Origin of the sequence: Microcoleus sp. PH2017_09_SFU_O_A, assembly GCF_020738625.1 — a bacterium.
Classification (GTDB): Bacteria; Cyanobacteriota; Cyanobacteriia; order Cyanobacteriales; family Microcoleaceae; genus Microcoleus.
Genome location: NZ_JAEQCF010000034.1, coordinates 19,251 through 41,478, shown reverse-complemented (window position 1 = coordinate 41,478; position 22,228 = coordinate 19,251). Strand labels below are relative to the sequence as shown.

Below are 22,228 nucleotides of genomic sequence, written 5' to 3'. Positions count from 1 at the left end.
TAGACTGACATTCCGGGCATTGCATAATATTCCTTTTAAATGTGTGTGATTTGTGACGCTCCGACGACCATTTCATCATACCCTAGTTCAGCAACGCCGAAATCCTCTCCCCCGGAAATCGGATGGGATTACTGTTTAAGCTGTTTAATTTCTACCAGGATTATGGAGTCGAAGAATATTATGTCTACAGTCCAGAGGATAATGAATTAATTGGTTGGCTGCGTTCTGATGGAAAACTCAACTATATTGAATTAATGGATGGTTGGGTGAGTCCGCGTTTGCAGATCCGTTTTCAAACTGCATCGGGAGACTTGGAAATTTATCGCCCTGATGGACTGAAGTTTTTGTCTTATGTGGAGTTGTCAAGACAACAGGAATCATACCAATTCACTATGAACCTGCACTTAATATAGCTTCAAGGATATAGTCCCAACCACAGAGAGATAAAACTTCTTCATTCGTGAGAGATTTGATAATTATATCTACCTGTTCTTTGAGTTTATCTAAACTCGAATAATTTGCCCACTTGAGGTCTTTTTTTGTGTGTTCCCACAATCTTTCAATCGGATTCAATTCAGGACTATAGGCAGGCAAATATATTGGCATCACATGGTCATGCCAGTCTAACAAGAGAGCTTTATGAAAGCTACCATTGTCCATGATAATTAGATTGAAATGGTATGAGTATTTTTCAGCAAATCCATTTAAAAACTCTTGAAAACAGTTGTGATTTAGCTGAGAGAATTCTTGATAATATTGTTCACCTGTTGATGGTTCTACGACTCCATAAACATAGAAGTTTCCTCGTTTCCATTGTTTTTTGCCGACGGGTTTTATCCCCTTCAATGTAATCATCCTGCCCTGCATAGTAATCAATCCAAATCTACTCTCGTCCTGGCACCATATCCTTACAGGCTGTCCTGTTCCGAAATATTTAATCATTACTTTGATAATCTCCCACAGTTTTTTTTTGAAGTTGGCTTGTGCAACTTCGTTCACTTTATTGCTTTGGGGTCTTGGGACTTTGAGGTACGATTTTAATTTATAATGAACTAGGTCATGTACGACTTTATAGCTCACTTTGAGTCCGCATTCTTTTTCTAGCCATATCTGTAATTTCCCATAACTTGTTTCCCCCTCGGGCTCTTGCAGTTTTTTGATTAATTTTTCTCTGACTTCGGGTGGTATATGTGGAGTCTTCCCGGGAGCTTTTTTAACTGTGAGTAATGAGGTAATTCCCCCTTGTTTGTAAGTTCTTAACCAACGATATATTGTTGAAGAGTCTCGCTTCAGCATTGTGGCTAATTCTTTTCTTGTTTTGATTTTTTTGGTGGCAATCCAGTATAATAGCAGTAATTTTTCTTTGCTTACTGCGGTTATAGCCCGTTTGAGTCGATGCTCTAGTTCCTCAACCGTTTCCTGGATTTCTACCTTAAATTTGTTGCCCATATTGGATCTCCTATACTTTTAGCCTAAATTTAGTGGTATCCGCTCAATAACTCGGGGTAGACTACTGCGTTTGGAACGATTTTGCGATGTTTGACGCTCATCATTGAGCGATTTACCCCGATTTATTGAGCGGATACATTTAGTGTACCTTCATAGTGAATTGGTATCAGCACAGCGACAAATGGAACAAGAAAGACAAGAGAAAGAGTTAGTACAGCAAAAAGCCGATCGCCTTTCAGAAAAACTCCGAGAAATGGGCATCAATCCCGAGGAAATCTGAATAAAAAAGACCCGGCGGTTGCAACCTCTGTCTTATGGCAATCGTTCATCTTAGGACACGTTGTTATATTATAAACCAAATTTGTAGGGGCAGGTTCACAACAATTTACGGTAAAAATCCATAATTTCATAAACCCGCCCCCACCCACCAACAATACAAATGTACGATAAGTTTTTTGGTAAAATGTTCATGTAAATAAGGGCGGGGATGGGGCGGGTTTATGAGATATTTTGTCTGTTTCAGAGATGGTTGGTGAACCCGCCCCTACAAGATTTTGGAATTGGTTGTGAAGCTATATCTTCGTTTGTATAGACGCGATTTCAATCGCCGTAATTTCTATTTTCAATCCTCAGACAACCTATAATAACTTGACATATAACCAACCAGCCATGCAAAATCCTCGCCAAATAGCCTTTCTCGCACTCCGCGAAGTCCACCGTCGCGGTGCATTCGCAGACGCCGCCCTCGATCGCACTTTCCGCAACTCTCAACTCAACGACCTCGATCGCCGTTTAGTCACAGAATTAGTCTATGGTAGCGTCAGGAGAATGCGATCGATCGACTTCATCATCGACAAACTAGCCACCAAAAAAGCCTCCCAACAACCGCCAGATCTACGTACAATCCTACATTTAGGCCTATATCAACTCCAATATCTCAACCACATTCCCCCCTCCGCCGCCGTCAACACCACCGTTCAACTAGCAAAAGAAAACAAATTATCAGGACTCAGCAGTTTTGTCAACGGCTTGCTGCGGCAATATATCCGTTTAACCGAAACCGACTTAAACCCATTAACAGTTACTAACTATAAATCATCAGTCCAACGCCTCGGAATTCTCCACAGCTTCCCCGACTGGCTAGTAGAATTGTGGAACGAACAAATAGGCGAAACTGAAACAGAACAACTCTGCGAATGGTTCAATCAATCTCCCACAATTGACCTGAGAATCAATCCCTTAAAAAGCTCGATCGCCCAAATCGAGACCGCCTTCCAAGCCCAGAACATCTCAACCAGCAGAATCCCCCATTTACCCCAAGCATTAAGACTAAATGGCAGCACCGGCGCAATTCAAAATCTCCCCGGATATAGCGAAGGTTGGTGGACAATTCAAGATAGTAGCGCTCAATTAGTCACCCATTTACTCGATCCGCAACCGGGGGAAACCATCATCGATGCCTGCGCTGCACCGGGAGGGAAAACCACCCACAGCGCTGAATTAATGCAGGATACAGGTACTATTTACGCCTGCGACAAAACCGCTAGCCGACTCAAAAAACTTGCTGAAAATGCCGATCGACTCCAGATGAAATCTATTAAAATTCATACCGGAGACAGCCGCCACTTCCCAGAATTTATCAACCTAGCAGACAGAGTATTATTAGACGCACCTTGTTCCGGCCTCGGAACCCTCCACCGCCGCGCCGACGCCCGCTGGCGACACACTCCCGAAAATATTCAACAACAATCGCAACTGCAATCGGAATTACTAGCAAATGCAGCGACATTTGTCAAGTCCGGCGGCGTCTTAGTTTACGCAACTTGCACGATTCATCCTTTGGAAAATGAACAGGTTGTGCGATCGTTCTTAGATAGCAATCCTGACTGGCAAATCGAACCGCCAACCATTGATTTACCAGTCCAGCCATCACCAGAAGGATGGGTCAAAGTTTGGCCGCACAAGCATCAAATGGATGGCTTTTTTATGGTGCGGCTGAAACGAGATTAAATTGCGATCGGATTGAAGTCCGCAAATACATCTGCGTTAATCCGTGTTAATCTGCCATAATCTGCGGTTAAAAATTCCCAATTCCAATTCTTGCAATCAATCCAATGTACATTTAAATTGTTGGTTGGGTGGGGGCAGGTTTATTTCAATTGTTGGTACTCATTAAGGATTATTGGTGAACCTGCCCCTACACATCGCAATTGCTTGTAATTATTGCTTAATATCTCGGTTCTTGATAACGCTCTGGTTCTTGATAAGCTGGTTCTTGATAAGCCGGCTCTTTGTAAGCTGGTTCTTGGTAAGCTGGTTCTTGATAAGCTGGTTCGCGATGCTTCGGTTCGGGATTGGGATTGTAAGGGACGATCGCACCATCGTCATTCATAATCATCCCTCGAATAATCTCCTTCGGTTCGACGGGTTTCGCCTTAATACTGCCTTTGCGGCCCTCCAACTTAGGCAACTTGGGAAACTCCTGCACCGGCATTCCCTTCACAGCTTTACTCATAAAATCGCGCCAATTGTAAGCAGCAGTACCGCTAGTTCCCCCCGTCGGATAATTGTCATCATTCCCTAACCAAACCCCAGTTACTACCTGCGGAATGTAACCGATAAACCACAAATCCCGCACCTTTTCCGAAGTGCCAGTTTTACCAGCCACAGCCCGATCGCCCAAAGAAGCAGGCCCGCCCGTACCACCAGTCACCACACCCTCCAACATCCAAGTAGTAATTGCCGCACTATCCTTATCCAAAACCCGCTTCGGTTTAAAATCAGCCTTATAAATCACATCTCCCCGCTGATCGATCACCTTAGTAATTCCGTGGGCTTCAATAAAATTACCTTCCGACGCTAAAGTACCGTAAGCATTAGTTAATTCCAGCAAATTAACCTCAGACGAGCCCAAAGCTAGGGAATAAATCGGACTTAATTTAGACTTAATTCCCATATCGTGGGCTAATTTAATCGCCGGTTCAAACCCGACATCCATCAACACTCTGACAGCTACGACATTTACCGAACTCGTCAAAGCATCAGAGATCGATCGCCAACCGCTAAACTTTTTCCCGTAATTATTCGGTTGATAGCCGTCGATAATAATTGGCGCATCTTCATAGCTGTCGTAAGGCGAAAAACCCGCCCCCATAGCCGCCGCATAAACCAACCCCTTAAAAGTCGATCCGGGCTGCCGCAAAGCCTGCGTAGCCCGATTAAACTGACTGTCTTTAAAACTTCCGCCACCTACCAGGGCCTTAACTTCCCCAGTTTTAGCTTCTATTGAAACCAAAGCCGCCTGTTCAAAACCCTGACGGCGGCCATCAACATCGATCGCATCTTTAATAACTTGTTCCGCTATTTTCTGCCACTTCAAATCCACCGTCGTCTCGACAGTCAAGCCGCCCGATTCCAAAGCATCCTTAGAAACATAGCGCGGCAATTCCTTGCGAATGTAACTAGCAAAATAAGGCGCGACTACTTTAAATCGCTTCGGTTGACTTTGTTTCACTTTTATCGGTTCCGCCTGGGCTTCCTTCGCCTGAGCCTCTGTAATTACCTTCGCTTCCTGCATTTGTTGCAGCACAATATTGCGACGTTGCTTAGCAATATCCGGATTAACTAAAGGCGAATATTCGCTCGGGGCAGGCGGCAAACCCGCCAAAGTTGCCATCTCTGCCAAAGTTAATTTATCGACGGGTTTGCTAAAGAAAACCCAAGCCGCATCCGCCACTCCGTAAGCATCTGAACCCAAATAAACCAGATTTAAATATCTTTCTAAGACTTGTTCTTTAGTCAACTCCCGCTCTATTTTTTGAGCTAAAAGAGCTTCCCGAACCTTCCGCTTAAGGCTTCTTTCCTGATTGAGAAAAACCACGCGGGCCAATTGTTGGGTAATTGTACTGCCGCCCTGCACCAAATCTCTGGCTATCACATTAGAAGCGATCGATCGCACAATACCTTGATAATCCACCCCGCGATGTTCGTAAAAACGGCGGTCTTCTATCGCAATAAAAGCTTTAGTCAACAGTTCGGGAATTTCCTTAAGTTTCAGCTTATCTCTAGTTGCCGGCCCCGACTGCAACAAAATCGTATTGTCAGCCGCCTTAATTGTCAGCGTCCCGTCGCGGTTAAAAGCCGACAAATCGTTAACATCCGGCAAACCTTTGTCTAAGGTGTATAAAATCCACAAACCGTAGATTAAAGCGCCACTTCCTATACTGAGAACACCTAAACCTATCCAAAATTTAGGGCGCCTGGAGAGCCGTTTTTTAGTATTTTTCTGCGGTGCGCTATCTTCCGGCGGTACAATACTTTCCTGTAGTTCGGTATTTATTTGCAGTTCGGTATTTAGCGGTGCGCTATTTTCCTGTACTTCGGTATTTATTTGCAGTTTGGTGTTCGGCGGTGCAATACTTTCCTGTAGTTCGGTATTTATTTGCAGTTCGGTATTCGGCGGTGCGCTATTTTCCTGTAGTTCGGTATTTATTTGCAGTTCGGTATTTGGCGGTGCGCTATTTTCCGGCAACTCGCTACTATGAGATTGTTCTGGTAATTTATTTCCCAGCAAACTCAAGCCCGGCCCCAACAATCTCTTGCCTTTTTCTTGCAAGCTGCTAACTTGAGGTTCAATTTCCAACCAAACGATTAAGCGCCTCAATCCTTCCCAATCGCGCTTGACTATGGGAAATTCATCCTGTTCTGAGTAGGAATATTCTGATGCTAATTCTGACTCTTCTGGAGGTTCAGCATCTTCTGATATCACATACTCCGATCGCTCACCAGTTATCCGCCCCGACAATTCAGGCGGGGATTGCGATGAGTTTAGCCCGGTGCTATTGGCAGCATTTGGCGATTCTAGATCGGAATTATCGCCTACTCCCTTAGTGACTTTACTCAATTTATCCTTGATATTTGAGAAAAATTCTGACACGTTCAGACCTTCAAACCTCATCAATTTAAATTAAAAATTAAAAATTAAAAAGGCTAACCCCCTTCAATTTTTAATTTTTAATTTGACATTTTTTCTTCAAGAAAACTGTGCATAATCTTGAGTTGTTTATTTTTGGTTAAAAATATTTAACTCAAAATTGCCAACTCAAAATTTTTCTCAACCAGCATGGCCCAGTGCCAAACCCGCTACCAGCATACCCAGTACCAGGAAAGGCTGAGCACTTGCCTGATATTTAACATCATTTTCCAGGGGATTACGCAAAAAGTACATATCCTGAAAAGTGATTTGGGGAACGATCAACAGCAGGAGAATGACAGCGTAAAGGTTTTGGTGAATGCCGATCAGGTAGCCTGCAATGCCTGCTTGAAATATGTCGATCATCAACACGCAAATCCAGGCTGCGGTGCCGATGCCAAACATCACTGGCAAAGATTTTAACCCTAATTGGCGATCGCCCTCGACACTTTTGAAATCATTTACGATCGCAATTCCCAGTCCTGCCAAACTGTAAAACAGCGTCAAAACCATAATGGTGGGATCTAGTGTACCAAACAAAGCTTGACCTGCCCACCAAGGCAGAGCAATGTAGCTAGCACCTAGGGCATAATTTCCCAACCAGCCATTCTGCTTGAGTTTCAGCGGTGGTGCAGAGTAGATGTAAGCCAAAAATGCACCGCCGAGAGTCAAAACAGTCATGATGGGGAATTCATGACCCGCCCACAAGTCTAGAGCATAGGCTACCGCAATGCCTGCGGCTAATAATACCAAAATTTGGGTAACTACTTGGGGAATCGAGATGATACCGGAGGGAATCGGGCGGTAGGGTTCGTTAATGGCGTCGATGTCGCGATCGTAAAAATCGTTCAAAGTTTGAGTGTAGCCAGCCAGCAAAGGCCCTGACATCAACATACAAGCGGAGGCGATCGCAAAATTCTCTAAATTCCAAACATAGTTTCCCGAAGAAGCCGCCCCGCACACCACGCCCCACATCAGGGGAATCCAGGTAATCGGTTTCATCAGTTGCAAGCGAATCTTCCAGATGGAAGTTTCCCCGCTAGCAGCCCCTTTCATACCCAACATTTGCCGAGTTTTGGCACTGCGGCTGTCTGCTTGAGGACTGTCTGCTGCGGTTTCTGGGGGAGTTTGGGATGGAGGAGAGTCAGACATAAGTGTGATTTTAGGGGTAATCTGCTGTTGTGTCGTTTTGCATTTTAATAATTCTGTAGAATAGCACCAATATTCCAAGCATTGTCTAGTCCACAATTTTTTAGATCCCTGACTTGGGAGAAGTTGTCGGAAATCTGGGTATTATATTTTTTGATATGGGATTAATTACGATCTGGCGATCGGATTTTCAGACGATGCTACTTTGAGATTATTTCATCGGGCAAAAAGTTGGAATCTAGAACCTCAGTAGAAGTATAAACGGACAATTGCGGAAACGTCTCTATCGACAACCCAGTTTCAGCACTTGCTTGTTCTACTGCATCCGCATAACATTCAGCTAACACCTCTTCCAGATATGGTCTTAGACTGGGGGAATCTTTCACAGCTTTGCGAATACGTCTACGGTGTTCAGCAATGCTAGCTTTCCAACTACCGCTTCTGCGATCGGGTTGAAATTGCCACTTCAGCAAGTGCAGGATAATTACCACAAGATTACTTTCCAAACTCCTGCGTTCACTTCGGCCCATGTCTTCTATTTCTTCAATCAAGTTTTCCCAATCGATATTTGAGTAGTCGCGAGACCGCAACTTTTCCACAGTGGTTTCAATCCATCTGAGGTAATCGGTATCATACAATTTATGTCGGTCAACTTCTAATTTTGTTGTCATAAGCTGTTCCTAATTCAACAATTTGGACACTTTCATTGCTGACGCATGGGGAGCAAGAAACCCGGTTTCTACGAGTTTTGGGTCGAGTCACAAGAAATCTAGTCAGAAACCGGGTTTCTGAGGTCTGCGTGCATCAAACTCTTGTGGGGTGGGCTTCTCGCCCGCCCTCAAAATAAAAATTAAATCCACAACAGCTTAACAACTACCAATTAACAAATCAACAAATATGGCGGTAGGAATCAAAAGGCAGTCCCGTCCGCCGCTTGACATCAACAACTGATTTGTACGCGCCTTTGCTTTGCCTTTCTCTAACTATTTTTTCAGCCACAACCCCATCTAAACCGCTTTCGATCAACTCTGACGGCGAAAGAATGTTTAACCGCTTCCAAGTAAACTGCGATTCTTTTTGATAATTGTAGCTAAAGCAAATCATCGGGGCGATGCGTCTGACGTGACTTTCGGGTACTCCGGCGATTTCCGATAACTCTTCGGCGTGGGTAAAAAGGTAGCCTTCGTTTTGCAAAGATTCAATATCGTTAGCGTAGACGATCGGCAAACCCAAGATTCTGACCATATCATCTTTGGTACACTCGTTAATATCTATTTTGCCGCGCACGTTGGCTAGTTCTTCGGCATTTGTCGCAGTTGCAGGAACCAGCAAGCCTCTGGGTGCGGTTTTGATCAGATAGCGCTTTTTCAAAGCAAAGGCTGTGACAATTTGAGCTATCCAAACGAGGGTGCCGAAATTAGCTGAAGAAGATAGCGCTAGTGCTGCTAAAGTAAAGCAAACACCCCATCCCATCCAACTGCGAATATTTGTTTTTTGCCCTGCATAGACGATCGCCAATCCGCCAAAATACGGAATAAAAGAATACCACACCCAGTTTGGAGTTTGACGCAGCCAGTATAAATCTTGAGACACTTTAGTTCTATCCTCGCTCGACTTTAGATTTCAATACGGTTCACTTAAAAATGTTTCTTCCCCGGAGATCCCCCTAAATCCCCCTTAAGAAGGGGGACGAAAGAGAATATCTTGTCCCCCCCTTTGCAAGGGGGGTTAGGGGGGATCTCCGGGCTTAACTGAAGCGTATTGGTTTATATTTGACTCTTGTGTAAATCCCAGCCTTTTGATAGTGGCTTCCCTTCTTCCTTCTTCCTTCTTCCTTCTTCCTTCTTAACTACAATTCCCGCAGCAGTTTTTGGCGTTTTTCTTCATATTCTTCGGCGGTAATTGCGCCCATATCGTAAAGTCCTTTCAATTCTGCGATCGCCCCTGTGACATCTTTTGCCCCTCTGAGGGCATACCCAGACGGCAACATTCCGCCATTGTACTGTGCATTAAAAGCTGGTTCCGACATCAGCAGCAGCCCAATGAAATCGAAAAATGCGATCAGTGAGGGAATTAATGTCCACGAAAAGAGCAAATAGAATACTCCTGCTACATTGTTGCCCAAATAAAATTTGTGGCCTCCGAAACCTCCGATAAAGAAAGCTAACACAACTGCTACGGTTTTATCTTTTACCATTTTTCCCTTTCCCCAGTTTTTTATTTTAACGAACGCGATAGACAACGAATGCGATCGAGGCAAGCAATATTACTAATTCTAATTTTTACTCATTTATTTGGGTTTTTGCGAAACTTGGACATCGCAAAATACAGCAGAACTATACCGGCTTGAGCCTGTAGAATGACTGAGTAGCCTCTCAAGAAATAATTGAGTTCGCTACCGGAATTGACAGAAAATATTAAAATGCCTAGGGCTGCGTAGGGTGCGAAACGCATCCAACTTGGCGTTCTCTCTAACTTGTGGCTGTTGAAATTGCTCATTGGTTTGAAACCTCATCCTTACTTAAATTTAACATAAAAATTAGCAGAATGGTCACGCTCGGTTGGGTGCGATCGCCCGGGCTAACCTGACATCGATCGACCTACAAGATATTACTTCAATGTTAAAGCAAGTTTTTCCGTTAAAGTCAGCGACCGGGCGATCGCCAAATTCCACCTCAGCAGACAATGCCGATAGATGTCACAAAAGCCCGGTTTATTCACAATTATTAACAACCGCCCGAATTAACCCGCGCTGCCGCCCAAAAGAAACAGACTCAAGAGAGTTCCGCTATTCCAAAGACTGTGGAGAAGCATGGGGGCGAGGAGATTGCGCGATCGCGTGTACACAAACCCCAACACCGCGCCCAAAGTCGCCAAAGGCAGAATCTCAGAGACACTCAAGTGAGCCACCGCAAACAAAAAAGCCGAAGCTGCGATCGCCCCGGAAACAGGCAAATAGCGAGTCAGAGAAGGCAGTAGAAAGCCCCGAAACACGATTTCCTCAAAAACCGGAGCGGCGATCGCAGCAGTGCCGAAAAACACCGCCAGAGCCACGTTGTCCCTACCTTCAAGGACGATCGGCAAAATCGGATTGCTGCCGCCTTGTCCCTGCCATAATTGTTGATTGATCAGCGACACCACAACCACCAAAGGCAAAGCTACAAAATAGCCACCAAAGCCCCACAAAAACCAATTTTCCCGCCAATCTATCCGAAACCAACCATCAGGTAAAGGTAGAAAAGACTTGACCGAAAAATACAGTACCGAAAGCCCGCCAGCCGACAGCAACAAATAAGTAGCAAAGATATAAAAAGCCTTTTCGCGCCCGTCAAAAGTAGCAGGGTTCAGCTTAAGAACAGCTAGAGAAACTGGCAGCAAAAAATAGGGAATCAAGATTTGCCCGACAAAGAAAAAGCCGACCACCAGCACCTGCCAAACAATCTCGCCATCCCAAGGCACATCCCAAGTCAAGCTGGCATTGCGCGCCAACAGTGGCCCCGAACCTGCCTTATCTAACTGCTGGCGCTGCAACAGCCACTGCACGCTCAAACCAACCAGCAAAACCGTGCCGATACAAAGAGATATAGCCGGAACGCCAACAACAATTGCCAACTTTTCTATAGCTTGCTCAGCCGTTACTTGCTCTGCTGCTTGCAGCGCCACCAGCTCTTTAGAACGTTCTTGCAGCTTGTAAAGTTGTGCTAGAGCGCGATAGCGAAACCACCCATCCAAAGACTTTTGAATGCGCGGCTCAGCATCCGGCAAAAGTTGAGGCGGATTGCTCCAAATTCCCGTTAAAACCTGAGCAGTTACCACGGAAGGATCGGCATCAATTTCAGTTTTGTACCGCGTAACTAAACCCTGCCAAGTTTGGATCGCCTCCTTCGTTTTGCCGCTGCTTGCCTGCAAAACTCCCAATCGCAAGTCAAGTTCGTTTAGCAGCGCTGACTGTTGGCTTGTCAACTCTTGCACAGCCTTTTGTTGTGCCGATTTGAGAGCAGAATTTTCCGACTTTGAGACGAGAGTCGGCGGAATTTGTTTGAATTGTGCTTGAGTTGTTTCGAGAGTTTTTTGAGTCGAATCTCGCGCGTCTTTATACTGCGTTAAAGCCGTATTTAGAGGATCGGAACCGATAATATTGTTGCGCGCCGAACTTAAATTAGCACCCTGATTATTTTCTCCTTGCCACTCCGAGGCGTGCAGCAGCAAATTTGTCTGATAGAGTTCCAGCCGGCTTTGGATTTGGGGTTCACTCCAACTAGCAAGTAAAGATAAACCGACCAGAGCGATCGCGATCGCCGTTAAAATACCTAAAATTATCCGCTTCAGTGTCATTCCTGGTTTTCCGTCCCGCGCAAATCTGTGTCTAACTCTTTCCCATCTTTAATCATAGGTCGTTGCAGCCGAGAGTATCCCGCCACCTGGTAAAATTTCACTGGTTAATCTTTTTGACTCGCCTCGCACCCGAAGACTGGGTAAGGTACGCACCAGCACCCACGGACTCAGTAACAGGCTAAATCTAAAATCTAAAATCTAAAATCTAAAATCGAATGACCCGCATTATCTTAGTCCGTCACGGCAAAAGCACATACAATCAAGAACGTCGCATCCAAGGCCGCCTTGATAAATCAATTTTGACAGAAGCAGGCCGCGCCGGCGCAAAGCAAGTAGGCGACATCCTGAGCAGTATCACCTTTGATGCCGCCTATACAAGTCCCCTGCAACGAGCCAAAGAAACAGCCGAAATCATCCTGTCGCGCTTGACAAATCCGCCACAACTCCAGCCAACTGATAAATTGATGGAAATCGATTTGCCATTGTGGGAAGGAATGCTGCGTCAAGAGGCGATCGACCAATTCCCCGAAGCATATCAGCAATGGCAACAACATCCCGACAAATTTTCCATGAAAATCCCCTCCCCCGAAGGAGAAATCGAACACTTTCCGGTACTAGCCGTTTTTGCTAGCGCCCGCAAGTTTTGGAAAGAACTTTTATCACGCCACACTTCTGGCACAATTCTAGTAGTAGGTCACAACGGAATCAACCGCGCCCTAATCGCCACAGCTTCAGAAATCGCCCCAGATTACTATCAATCAATTCAACAATCAAATTGCGGAATTAGTGTCATCAATTTGGGATCTGCCGATGAACAAACAGAGTCCAACAATAAAATTGCTGTTCAATTAGAATCGCTGAATTTAACCGCCCATACCGGAGAAATCTTCCCCAAACCGAGGGACGGACACAGCGGCCCGCGCTTGTTGCTAGTGCGTCACGGCGAAACAGACTGGAATAGAGCAGGTAAATTTCAAGGACAAATAGACGTACCACTCAACGACAACGGCCGCGAACAAGCTCGACAAGCCGCAGAATTTCTTAAGGATGTAAAATTAGATTTTGCCATCAGCAGTTCCATGCTGCGCCCGAAAGAAACTGCCGAAATTATTCTCAAATATCACGGCGATTTGCAACTCGAACTCCGCGACGAATTGCGCGAAATTAGCCACGGACTTTGGGAAGGAAAATTTGAATCAGAAATAGAAGCATCCTATCCAGGTTTGCTCGAAGAATGGAAAATATCTCCCGAAAAAGTGCAAATGCCAGAAGGAGAAAATTTAGAGCAAGTTTGGACAAGGGCGATCGCAGCGTGGCGAGAAATTGTAAAATCAGTTAGCGGTACAGGAATTGTAGTTGCCCACGATGCCGTCAACAAAGCCCTTCTCTGCCACCTATTCAACTTAGAACCCGAACATTTCTGGAAATTCAAACAAGGAAACGGCGCGGTTAGCGTGATTGATTATCCCCACGGCCCCGATGGTTTGCCCGTATTGCAGGCGATGAATATCACAACTCATTTAAGTGGCGGTGTTTTCGATCAAACAGCAGCCGGAGCACTGTAATTTTTGAGGTGTTAACTTAAGTCTAAAATCCTTGATAAATCTCGCTGTTAGCGTAGTCTCGATCCCCCCTAACCCCCCTTCTTAAGGGGGGGGACAAGAGCCTTATCAAAGTCCTCAGACTATCCGGGGGCTGCAAGAGTGCTTCCGGTTCCCCCCTTCTTAAGGGGGAGTAGGCAGGGTGGTTTTATAGTCATCATAGAAATAGGTACGTAGTTGGGCTTCAGCCCTCTTTAGACGTATTTATAAAGAGGGCCCAAGCCCAACTACGTACCTTGATTAATATGACAGTTGCGTCTAATACGCCACCCGACGTTTGAGCAATGCTTTCAGTAGTTTCAGATTTATTTTTCGGACAATAAAACCGCCCTGCTTCTTAAGAGGGAGTAGGGGGCAAGAATGCGGGGGGATCGAAGGCCTAATTATCAAACAGTAGATTGATAGCACGTTTAAAGCTTAAGTTAACACGAATACCAATACCCTCCCCCACGCTTCGCCGGACAAAAGTCTGAATTTTAATAGCAACCACGAAACATCAATTGCAGAAACCCTTGCCTTTCTTCCCTCTTGCTTCGCGTCCTTAGCGTCTTCGCGGTTCGTTCTTCCCTCTTCCTTCTTCCCTCTTCCCTCTTCCCTCTTCCCTCTTCCTTCTTCCTTCTTCCTTCTTCCCTCTTCCTTCTATATGAATCGCGAACTGCTACAAAACATAAGAGTAATCGATCCAATTTCAAAGATCGATCGCACCGCTGACATTCTAATTACCGAAAATCAGATCCAAGCAATAGAAGAAAACATCACCGAAATTCCCGCCGACACAGAAGTCCGGGATTGCCGAGGCCTAATTTTAGGGCCAGGATTAGCCGATATCTACAGTCATAGCGGAGAACCAGGTTTTGAGGAACGAGAAACCCTCGAATCCTTAATGCAGGCTGCGGCGGCTGGCGGTTTTACCCGCCTAGCGATTTTACCCGATACCTCCCCACCAGTGGACAACTTGGCCGGTTTAGCCTTGTTGCAACAACACATCCGCAATTTATCGCCCTCCCTACCGCGCTTGTATTTCTGGGGCGCGCTGACAGCGGGCGTTAAAGGGCAACAGATGGCCGAGTTGGGCGAGCTGGCCTCCTCTCCAATAGTAGGGTTTGCGGACGGTTTCCCGCTGTCTAATCCGGCTCTGGTGAGGCGTTTGCTTGAGTATATCCAGCCCTTGCATAAGTCGATCGCCTTGTGGCCGTGCGATCGCACTTTAGCCGGAAATGGCGCCGCGCGGGAAGGTGCAGTCTCCGTGCGCTTGGGTTTACCAGGAATTCCCGCAAGTGCAGAAACATCGGCTTTGGCGGCAATCCTGGAGTTAGTGGCATCTGGGGGAACAAGAGTGCACATCATGCGCGTTTCAACCGCCCGAAGCGTGGAATTGATTCGAGATGCCAAAGCGCGGGATTTACCGGTGACTGCGAGTGTAACTTGGATGCACTTGCTGTTAAATGTCGGCGCAATCTCAGGAAACTCTCAAGATTCCGCTGGCAAAAATGCTCTAACTGCTTCGGTTCCCTACGATCCGAATTTACACCTCGAACCGCCGTTAGGCAATCTGAGCGACCAATTAGCCTTAATTCAAGCTGTGAAAGATGGGGTGATTGATGCGATCGCGATCGACCACAATCCGCGTACTTACGAAGAAAAAACCGTGGCTTTTGCGGATAGTCCCCCAGGGGCGATCGGCTTGGAATTAGCGCTACCTCTGTTATGGCACGGACTCGTAGAAACTGGTGAATTTTCCGCTTTAGAACTGTGGCGAGTGTTGAGTACAGGCCCCGCCGTTTGTCTCGGTCAAACCCCCGCGAAGGTGGCGCTGGGAGCCTCTGCTGAGCTGATTTTGTTCGACCCGCTCATGACTTGGACGGTTGAAGGGCGCAGTCTGAAATCGCGATCGGCAAACACACCTTGGTTGGGACAGCAAATAGCCGGAAAAGTTCTACAAACTTGGGTTTAAGGGCAATACGCTTGGCTTAGGATTTGTCCTTCGAGAGGAACGAAGCAATCGAGCGTATCTGTTTTTCACTCTCATTTTGCCGATCGGACTTTATAATCCCAAGCGTATTGGGATTTAAAGACTAAACTCCGAACGATCAAACCGCATTTGATAGGACTAATAAACAATCAAAAAAAATCCGACTTACCCTCAGTTAATAGTGACTGCATTTCCTGAGAACGTTTCAGGTAATTCTGTGCTACGCGATCGAGCGGATTTTTGCGAACGCACTCAGCAAACAGTTGTGCCGCTTCCTTATGTTTGCTCGCACTATAGTTCCACAAAGCCTCTATAAATATATTAAAAGTTGCTAACTTGCCATCTTTAACTTCCGGCGGATCGGCATCAAATACTTCATGAATCGTCACCAACTCAGATTTGCCTTTAACTCTAACTCGACCAATATTTCTGATTGCATATTTTTGGTATTCACTTACATTTAACTGTAAAAAAGTATTGTTAGTAATTAACATCGATACCCCGTAACTTTTCGTCATCGTTTCCACGCGGGAAGCTAAATTCACCGCATCGCTAATCACCGTACTATCCATCCTCGTTGTTCCCCCAACAGTTCCCAGCATCAGGTTGCCCGTATTGATACCGATCCCAATTTTAATCGGTGCAAAGCCCTCATTAACGCGGTGTTGATTGTAATCGTCGAGACGGTGTAGCATAGAAATTCCAGCATTCACAGCATCGCTGGCACTGTGACCGAACAAAGCCATAATTGCATCGCCAATGTATTTATCAATAAAACCGTTATTTTCAATAATCGTTGGCTCCATGCGGCTCAAATAAGAATTAATAAACTTGAAATTTTCCTGAGGAGTCATTCCCTCAGAAAGAGTCGTAAAATCCCGAATATCAGAAAACAAGACAGACATTTCCTTTTCCACGCTGTCGCCGAGTTTGATATCAACCAAGCTTTCACGGCTTAGTAGCGAGACAAATTCATTCGGCACAAACCGTCTGGCAGCCTTAGTTAATTGTGATTGCAGTTCCAAGGCTATTTCTAACCTCTCATTCACTTTTCGCAGTTCGGCATTTTGTGCTGCTAGTTTTTTATCCTGACTGTAGCTGTGAACGGCTTCTGTCACGGTCAATTTCAAGTCTTCAGTTTGCCAAGGCTTGCCGATATAGCGGTAGAGTTTCGCGTGCTTAATCGCACTTCCCACAGCTTCAATTGTCGCCTGCCCTGTTAGCATCACCTTGAGAGTTTTGGGAGAAATTTCATGAACCCGCCTCAATAATTCATCTCCTTTCATATCAGGCATCACGTAGTCGGAGATAATTAAAGGAATCTCTTCTCCGTCTTCCATAAGTTCGGCAACTAACTCTAGAGCATCCTCACCTCCTTCCGCAATTTCAATCCGGTAAGTATTGCCTAAAGCATCTTTTAATTCAGCTTTGAGGCTTTTCAGAACCGTAGTTTCGTCATCGACGCAAATAATCACTTGTTTGCTCATAGCGATAAAGCCGTTTTAATGGTTTCAATTAACTCTTCTTCCGACCAAGGTTTGTGCAAGCAACGGTGCAAATCAGCTTCGTCAAATGCTCTTTGAACAGCATCTTCATCTGCTTGACCTGTCAGCATCACTTTAACTATATTCGGAAATTTTTGATGAACGCGAATTAGGAATTCATCTCCTTTCATTCCCGGCATCAACCAATCAGAAACAATCAAGATGATCGCTGTATCATCATCATTAAATTCATCTATCAATTCTAAAGCATCGGCGGGATTTTCCGCTAATTCATAAACGTAGGTATTGCCAAAGGCTGATTTGAGTTGAGTTTTGAGACTTTTCAAAACTACTTTTTCGTCGTCAACGCACAGGATAACAGGTTTAGACATACTTTTTTATTCTCAGCCGTTCTTTGTTTGCCATTGAGTGTATCCTCTAGTTTGTTGGGCAGGCACTGTCCCCAAAAAAACGCATAACGCAAGTTGCAGAAGCGATAAGAGCAATGCCTACCCTCAAAGAGGTTATCCGGGATTGACGGGTATAGAAACGGTAAAAGTCGTTTTGCCAGGAACCGATGCAACTTCGATTGTACCGCAATGTTTTTCAATGATTTTTCTGACAATATCAAGCCCTAAACCTGTGCCTTCTCCCGGTGGCTTAGTTGTGAAGAAAGGCTGGAATATTTTCGAGATAACTTCTTCAGGAATTCCCTTACCGCTATCCGTGACAGCCACTTTGACACGATTGCTTTCTTGAAAAACATCCAGAGTTAATGTACCTTTATTATCCATCGCTTGCAGGGCATTGTGGATGAGATTTGTCCACACCTGATTTAGTTGATCGGGGTAGCAGAGTACAGGTTCAATTTCTTGGAAGTTTCGCAATACTTCTACCCCGTGTTTCAAGTTGTTTTGATAAAGGGTAAGTACGGTTTCTATGCCGTCAACTAAATCCGATTGAATCATCACTTCTGAAGAGTCGTGTCGGGCATAATTTTTCAGAGCAAAGACGACTTTTGATGCTCGATCCGTTGCGGTATTAATTGTTTGGGTGCCTCGCTGGATTTCTGTGAGTTTGTAAGCCATGTCTAAGATTAGCTCGCGATCGGGTTTTTGCAACAGAGACATAAAGTCATCCGCTTCATAAATCCCCATATCTACTAAGGTGTCCGCGATATCATCGGCTTCGTCAATATTTTCATCTTCTAGTTGACCGACCAAAGTTCGCTTTAATTTCCTTTCTTCTTTGGCTGTCAAAGTTATATCTTTTTGCAGCGATTGATTTAATAACATGAAGAAGTTATCGGCTTCTTCGGGAGAAAACGATTGAAAAAGTTCGGGCAAGTTGGAGAGGGTTTGTCCCAAGAATTTGCTCATATTTCCGGCACTCGAACGGATCGCACCCAGCGGAGTATTTAGTTCGTGGGCAACTCCCGCTACTAATTGTCCTAAAGCAGCCATTTTTTCTGAATGAACTAACTCTTGTTGGGTGGTTTGTAGGTCTTCTAATGCTGTTCTAAGTTCTTGGGTTCTTTCGGTAACTTGAACTTCGAGAGTGCGGTTGTATTCGGCTACTAATTTTTCGGATTCTTTGCGTTGGGTAATGTCGGTAAAAGCTGCGATTGCATAATTCACCTTTCCTTTGTCATCATAAATTGGCGTTCCCCAAACTTCGAGCGGAATAGTCCTGTTTGGCTGGTGAATTTCTATATCGTCAGCATTGACACTTGCCCCTCGAAAAGCACACACTATCGGGTCTTTTTCTTGAGGGTATATTTCCCCGCTATCGGCGAGATAAATTTGATATACCTCTCCAATTTCAGCAGATTTAATATCGTCAACCATGTCTTTACCAAGCAAGGATTGAGCCCGAGAATTAACGTAGTAGGGTTTACCGCTGGGTTCTGCTACAAATATCCCCACCGGCACGGCTTCTAAAATTTGGTTGAGTCGGCTTTTACTCTCGGATAATTCAGCATTCAAACTTTGCATTTCCTCAAAAGAAAATTGCAGTTGTTGTGCCATAGTTTGAAATGAGTTAGCAAGTTCGCCAACTTCATCATTCCGGTTTATTTCTACAGTTTTTCCCCACTGACCTTTGGTAATATTTTTTGCTGCTTCATTTAAGTGTAAAATTGGTTTTGTCACCCATCTAGCTGTTAGTATACCGACAATTATAGCTGCCGCCAAAGCTGCAATACACAGCAAAACAGTAGTTTTGTTGTTGGTATTAATTTGTTCCAAGAAATCTGATTCGGGAATAATTACTACAATCAGCCAGTTCAAACCTTTGTCATCTTTTATGGGCGTAACTTGCATGAATTGTAGCTGGTCTTTAATCTTTAACCTAAGCTGTTGGTTTTGCTGAATGTTGTTGAGGTTACCAAAATGCTCTTGCAGGTATTTAGTAGTGAGGCTGATGGTGGCGTTTTGGCTGGCAGTTGCCTGAATTCTTTCTGTCTCTTCACCTTTGATTAAATATACTGGATCTTGCGTTGATGTTGTAATTAATTCACCCGATCGCTCAATAATAAACGTTTGACCAGATTTGCCAATTTTTAACTTTTGGAGGAACTCGTTAACTCGCGAAAATAGTAAGTCAGTGCCTAAAATTGCCTGCAACTGCCCCGATTCGTCGTATAACGGTTGCGCCGCTGTAATTCCCAATCCTTTGCTGGTAAAGTCGGCGTAAATTTTGCTCCAAGTTGCCGTTTGTGCTTCGGTTGCTGCTGTGTACCAGGGACGAACTCGCGGGTCAAATTTAGGTTTTACTTTAACTAAGTTCGTTGGTTCGCCGCGGTTGTTAGCAGCATAATAATTCATGTTGCCGTCTGTAAGCTCGGTGCGTTCTTGCAATAAAAAGTTTCCCTCATTAGTGCGCCTCGCGGCAATAAAATCTCCGCCTGGAGTGGCAATATACGTAACGCTTACTGTGTCAAAAGTTTGCAGTTGCTTCCAGAAGTGGCGCTGTATTTGCGGAATGTTTTGCAAGTTGAGATCCCCCAGCTCAAAAGCATTGGCTTTGAATTGATTTAGTTGGTGGGGAAATGCCATGTATGCTTGGATTCTTTCGGAGATGCGATCGCTAATTTCTTCCTGCAATTTGGTAGCAACTTCGTTAACAGCTTGCTGTCCATTGCGAAATGACAAATACCCCACAACTCCGACTGCTGCGAATATTTGCACCACGAATGGAACTACCAGAACTGTTCGCAAAGGGAGGGAGCGAACTGCTTTTACCACTAATCTGCCAGCAGATTTGGTTGGTTGTAAAAATTTGATGTTTGAAGGAGTAGTCATGCTTGGAAAAACTTGTTGCTTAGAAAACACTTTCTGGATTTAATTAGTTGCACCCAACAAGTTATGATTTGTTATCCCAGCACCCTGATTGTGAATTTGGCCTTGCTGTAGTGCACGCAAGCGATTTTTGCTGTATTATAGCAAGCAAATCGTCCGGCAACAGCGATCGCCCCATCTAATACTTCTTGATTGACTTTAGTTACAGGTACTACTGTAGGTGGCCGACATCCACCTTAAAAATTTGGATGCCTACTCGCAAGCATCGCCAGACAGTATTTCCTGTTTCCTCAGTGCTGTCAAAAAAATGATGCTGTAAATACGCAGGCAGTTATCCTGGCGATCGCGCATACAGAAAAAAGCAGACATCCTTTAGATTTGCTATCACGATCGCAGTTTATTTGACAAAACGAATCAAAGGAAAACAACTGTAATTAATTTTACAACCAAATAGAGTGAATATCCGGATTATTTGGGAATTTGTTGCAGTTCCAGTCCTCGACGCAGAACTTCTAGATGTAGGGTGTGGCGTGCATCACCTTACTTGCGGCTATGAGTAGCGTGTAAAATCACTTTTTAGGCTGAGTCCTAAGTTATTAAATTGTAAATACGAGCTGATCGGCAGCTTTGCCCCCGATGGCTCGCAGGAAAAATAAATATATCCTTGCCCCCCCCTAAAGCTACAATTTTTGCTATAAAAACCAGAAAAACGTAATTATGTAAAAGGGAACTTGGGAGCGGATATCTGGATTTTTAGTGCAAAACAAACACTAAATATTCCGGATTTTTGACCTGAGAGCTGAAATAAAGATATTCATCTTTGGGAACACATACATTAGCAATTTGTCTTAATTGTTTAAGCCAATTGGCTTAAATTTTCCTTCTTCAGGTCGCTGACAACAAAAAAGTGCGATCGCTCTGGGCGTGAAATCTACCTAATACAAAATAATATCGAGACTCGTGCGATGCGTGCAAGTGCGATCGCCAGACTCAAGCAAAAAATTAGCACATCTCATGGTAGAATCCTTTGTAATTGGCGATTTCACGTCGGGAAACACATCCGCCAAGCAAACAACTTCCACCGCCCAAAGCCCCCATAGTTCGATCGATAGTCTCATCGCCAGAGACGATATTTTGATTCACCAAGCCCAAAAAAAGGGCAAATACATGACTGCTGTTGTTCCTTCGTGGAATTCCCCACCAGAAAACCTGACATTAGACATCAACGAAATTCATGTTTGGCGCGTCTCTCTGGCTCAAACGGCGTCTTGCGTGCGGACTTTAGCAGAGACTCTCTCTACCGACGAACAGACAAAAGCAGAGCGTTTTCACTTTCCAAAAGATCGATCGCAATTTATTGTGACTCGCGGTGCGCTGAGAGAAATTCTGAGTCGCTACCTGCACATAAATCCCAGCCATCTAAGCTTTGAATACAACCCCTACGGCAAACCCTCTCTCATCGTCGCCCAAAGTGGAGATACCCTGCGTTTCAATTTGTCTCACTCTCACGAACTTGGGCTAATTGCCATTACCAAAAATCGAGATATTGGCGTCGATATTGAACGAATAAATCCCAACTTTCCCTGTCTAGAGATTGCTGAAAAGTTTTTTTCACCATTAGAAAACACCGTGCTGCGTTCTCTATCCAAAAATCTCCAAAACCACGCTTTTTTTGCCTGCTGGACTCGGAAAGAAGCCTACATCAAAGCAGTCGGAAAAGGATTATCTATTCCCCTGAATGAGTTTGATGTGACCCTCACACCAGGAGAACCCGCAGCACTATTAAATGTTGAACAAAACCCCGAAGAATCATCGAAATGGTCTTTAATTGAATTAATTCCCTGTTCAGATATCGTCGGGGCTGTTGCGGTTGCAGGAGATTGCTCGAAACTTCATTGTTGGCAATGGACAGCGAAGTTTTGAGCTATGATTCGTAGTGAACAATGCGAGTCCTTCTAAAAAGGTTC

Annotated in this window: 17 protein-coding genes; 6 read left to right on the top strand and 11 right to left on the bottom strand. The window is 44.7% G+C overall.

Translation table 11 applies throughout. The features are described from left to right. The first annotated feature begins 122 nt into the window (after positions 1–122). A complete protein-coding gene (locus tag JGK16_RS14480; protein ID WP_293190993.1) occupies positions 123–413 on the top strand; it encodes a hypothetical protein in 291 nt (96 codons plus the stop codon). Here the strand turns inward: JGK16_RS14480 and JGK16_RS14475 are convergent. Beyond that, entirely contained in the window at positions 391–1,449 is a 1,059-nt protein-coding gene (locus JGK16_RS14475) for an IS630 family transposase (protein ID WP_293190995.1), read from the bottom strand. The genes JGK16_RS14480 and JGK16_RS14475 overlap by 23 nt on opposite strands. A 142-nt stretch (positions 1,450–1,591) precedes the next feature. On the opposite strand from JGK16_RS14475, the gene JGK16_RS14470 reads away from it, so the two are divergent. Next, complete coding sequence (locus JGK16_RS14470) at positions 1,592–1,729, top strand: hypothetical protein (protein ID WP_293203196.1); 138 nt, start codon at positions 1,592–1,594, stop codon at positions 1,727–1,729. Between the two features lie 389 nt (positions 1,730–2,118). Beyond that, a complete protein-coding gene (locus JGK16_RS14465) occupies positions 2,119–3,459 on the top strand; it encodes a 16S rRNA (cytosine(967)-C(5))-methyltransferase (protein ID WP_293190997.1) in 1,341 nt (446 codons plus the stop codon). 217 nt (positions 3,460–3,676) lie between these two features. Here the strand turns inward: JGK16_RS14465 and JGK16_RS14460 are convergent, their stop codons facing one another. The 7 genes from JGK16_RS14460 to JGK16_RS14430 all read right to left on the bottom strand — a co-directional run bounded on the left by JGK16_RS14460 (position 3,677) and on the right by JGK16_RS14430 (position 11,905). Then, positions 3,677–6,406 (bottom strand): penicillin-binding protein 1A, encoded by a 2,730-nt coding sequence (locus tag JGK16_RS14460; protein WP_293190999.1) that lies wholly within the window; start codon positions 6,404–6,406, stop codon positions 3,677–3,679. A gap of 156 nt (positions 6,407–6,562) precedes the next feature. Beyond that, positions 6,563–7,573, bottom strand: a complete 1,011-nt coding sequence (gene chlG / locus JGK16_RS14455) for a chlorophyll synthase ChlG (protein WP_293146994.1) — start codon at positions 7,571–7,573, stop codon at positions 6,563–6,565. Between the two features lie 197 nt (positions 7,574–7,770). Further along, the gene (locus JGK16_RS14450) at positions 7,771–8,241 is read right to left on the bottom strand and encodes a DUF29 domain-containing protein (protein WP_293178081.1); all 471 of its coding nucleotides are present in this window, start codon (positions 8,239–8,241) and stop codon (positions 7,771–7,773) included. 217 nt (positions 8,242–8,458) lie between these two features. Then, entirely contained in the window at positions 8,459–9,163 is a 705-nt protein-coding gene (locus JGK16_RS14445; RefSeq protein ID WP_293178078.1) for a helix-hairpin-helix domain-containing protein, read from the bottom strand. A 256-nt stretch (positions 9,164–9,419) separates the two neighbouring features. Next, on the bottom strand, positions 9,420–9,767 hold the full coding sequence (locus JGK16_RS14440) for an NINE protein (protein WP_293178075.1): 348 nt from the start codon (positions 9,765–9,767) through the stop codon (positions 9,420–9,422). 89 nt (positions 9,768–9,856) lie between these two features. After that, positions 9,857–10,069 (bottom strand): hypothetical protein, encoded by a 213-nt coding sequence (locus JGK16_RS14435; RefSeq protein WP_293178072.1) that lies wholly within the window; start codon positions 10,067–10,069, stop codon positions 9,857–9,859. Between the two features lie 243 nt (positions 10,070–10,312). Beyond that, complete coding sequence (locus JGK16_RS14430) at positions 10,313–11,905, bottom strand: type II CAAX endopeptidase family protein (RefSeq protein ID WP_293191001.1); 1,593 nt, start codon at positions 11,903–11,905, stop codon at positions 10,313–10,315. 215 nt (positions 11,906–12,120) lie between these two features. Between JGK16_RS14430 and JGK16_RS14425 the strand changes: the two genes are divergently transcribed. After that, positions 12,121–13,470, top strand: a complete 1,350-nt coding sequence (locus JGK16_RS14425) for a histidine phosphatase family protein (RefSeq protein WP_293178066.1) — start codon at positions 12,121–12,123, stop codon at positions 13,468–13,470. 679 nt (positions 13,471–14,149) lie between these two features. Continuing rightward, on the top strand, positions 14,150–15,460 hold the full coding sequence (locus JGK16_RS14420; RefSeq protein ID WP_293178064.1) for a dihydroorotase: 1,311 nt from the start codon (positions 14,150–14,152) through the stop codon (positions 15,458–15,460). A gap of 167 nt (positions 15,461–15,627) precedes the next feature. Here the strand turns inward: JGK16_RS14420 and JGK16_RS14415 are convergent, their stop codons facing one another. From JGK16_RS14415 to JGK16_RS14405, 3 genes are all read right to left on the bottom strand, one after another. Then, complete coding sequence (locus tag JGK16_RS14415) at positions 15,628–16,965, bottom strand: adenylate/guanylate cyclase domain-containing protein (protein ID WP_293178061.1); 1,338 nt, start codon at positions 16,963–16,965, stop codon at positions 15,628–15,630. Further along, the gene (locus JGK16_RS14410) at positions 16,962–17,354 is read right to left on the bottom strand and encodes a response regulator (protein ID WP_293178059.1); all 393 of its coding nucleotides are present in this window, start codon (positions 17,352–17,354) and stop codon (positions 16,962–16,964) included. The genes JGK16_RS14415 and JGK16_RS14410 overlap by 4 nt, the downstream gene beginning before the upstream one ends. 132 nt (positions 17,355–17,486) lie before the next feature. Next, entirely contained in the window at positions 17,487–20,264 is a 2,778-nt protein-coding gene (locus JGK16_RS14405; RefSeq protein ID WP_293178056.1) for an ATP-binding protein, read from the bottom strand. Positions 20,265–21,221: 957 nt separating this feature from the next. On the opposite strand from JGK16_RS14405, the gene JGK16_RS14400 reads away from it, so the two are divergent. Then, a complete protein-coding gene (locus JGK16_RS14400; protein WP_293203193.1) occupies positions 21,222–22,184 on the top strand; it encodes a 4'-phosphopantetheinyl transferase superfamily protein in 963 nt (320 codons plus the stop codon). Positions 22,185–22,228 lie beyond the last annotated feature (44 nt).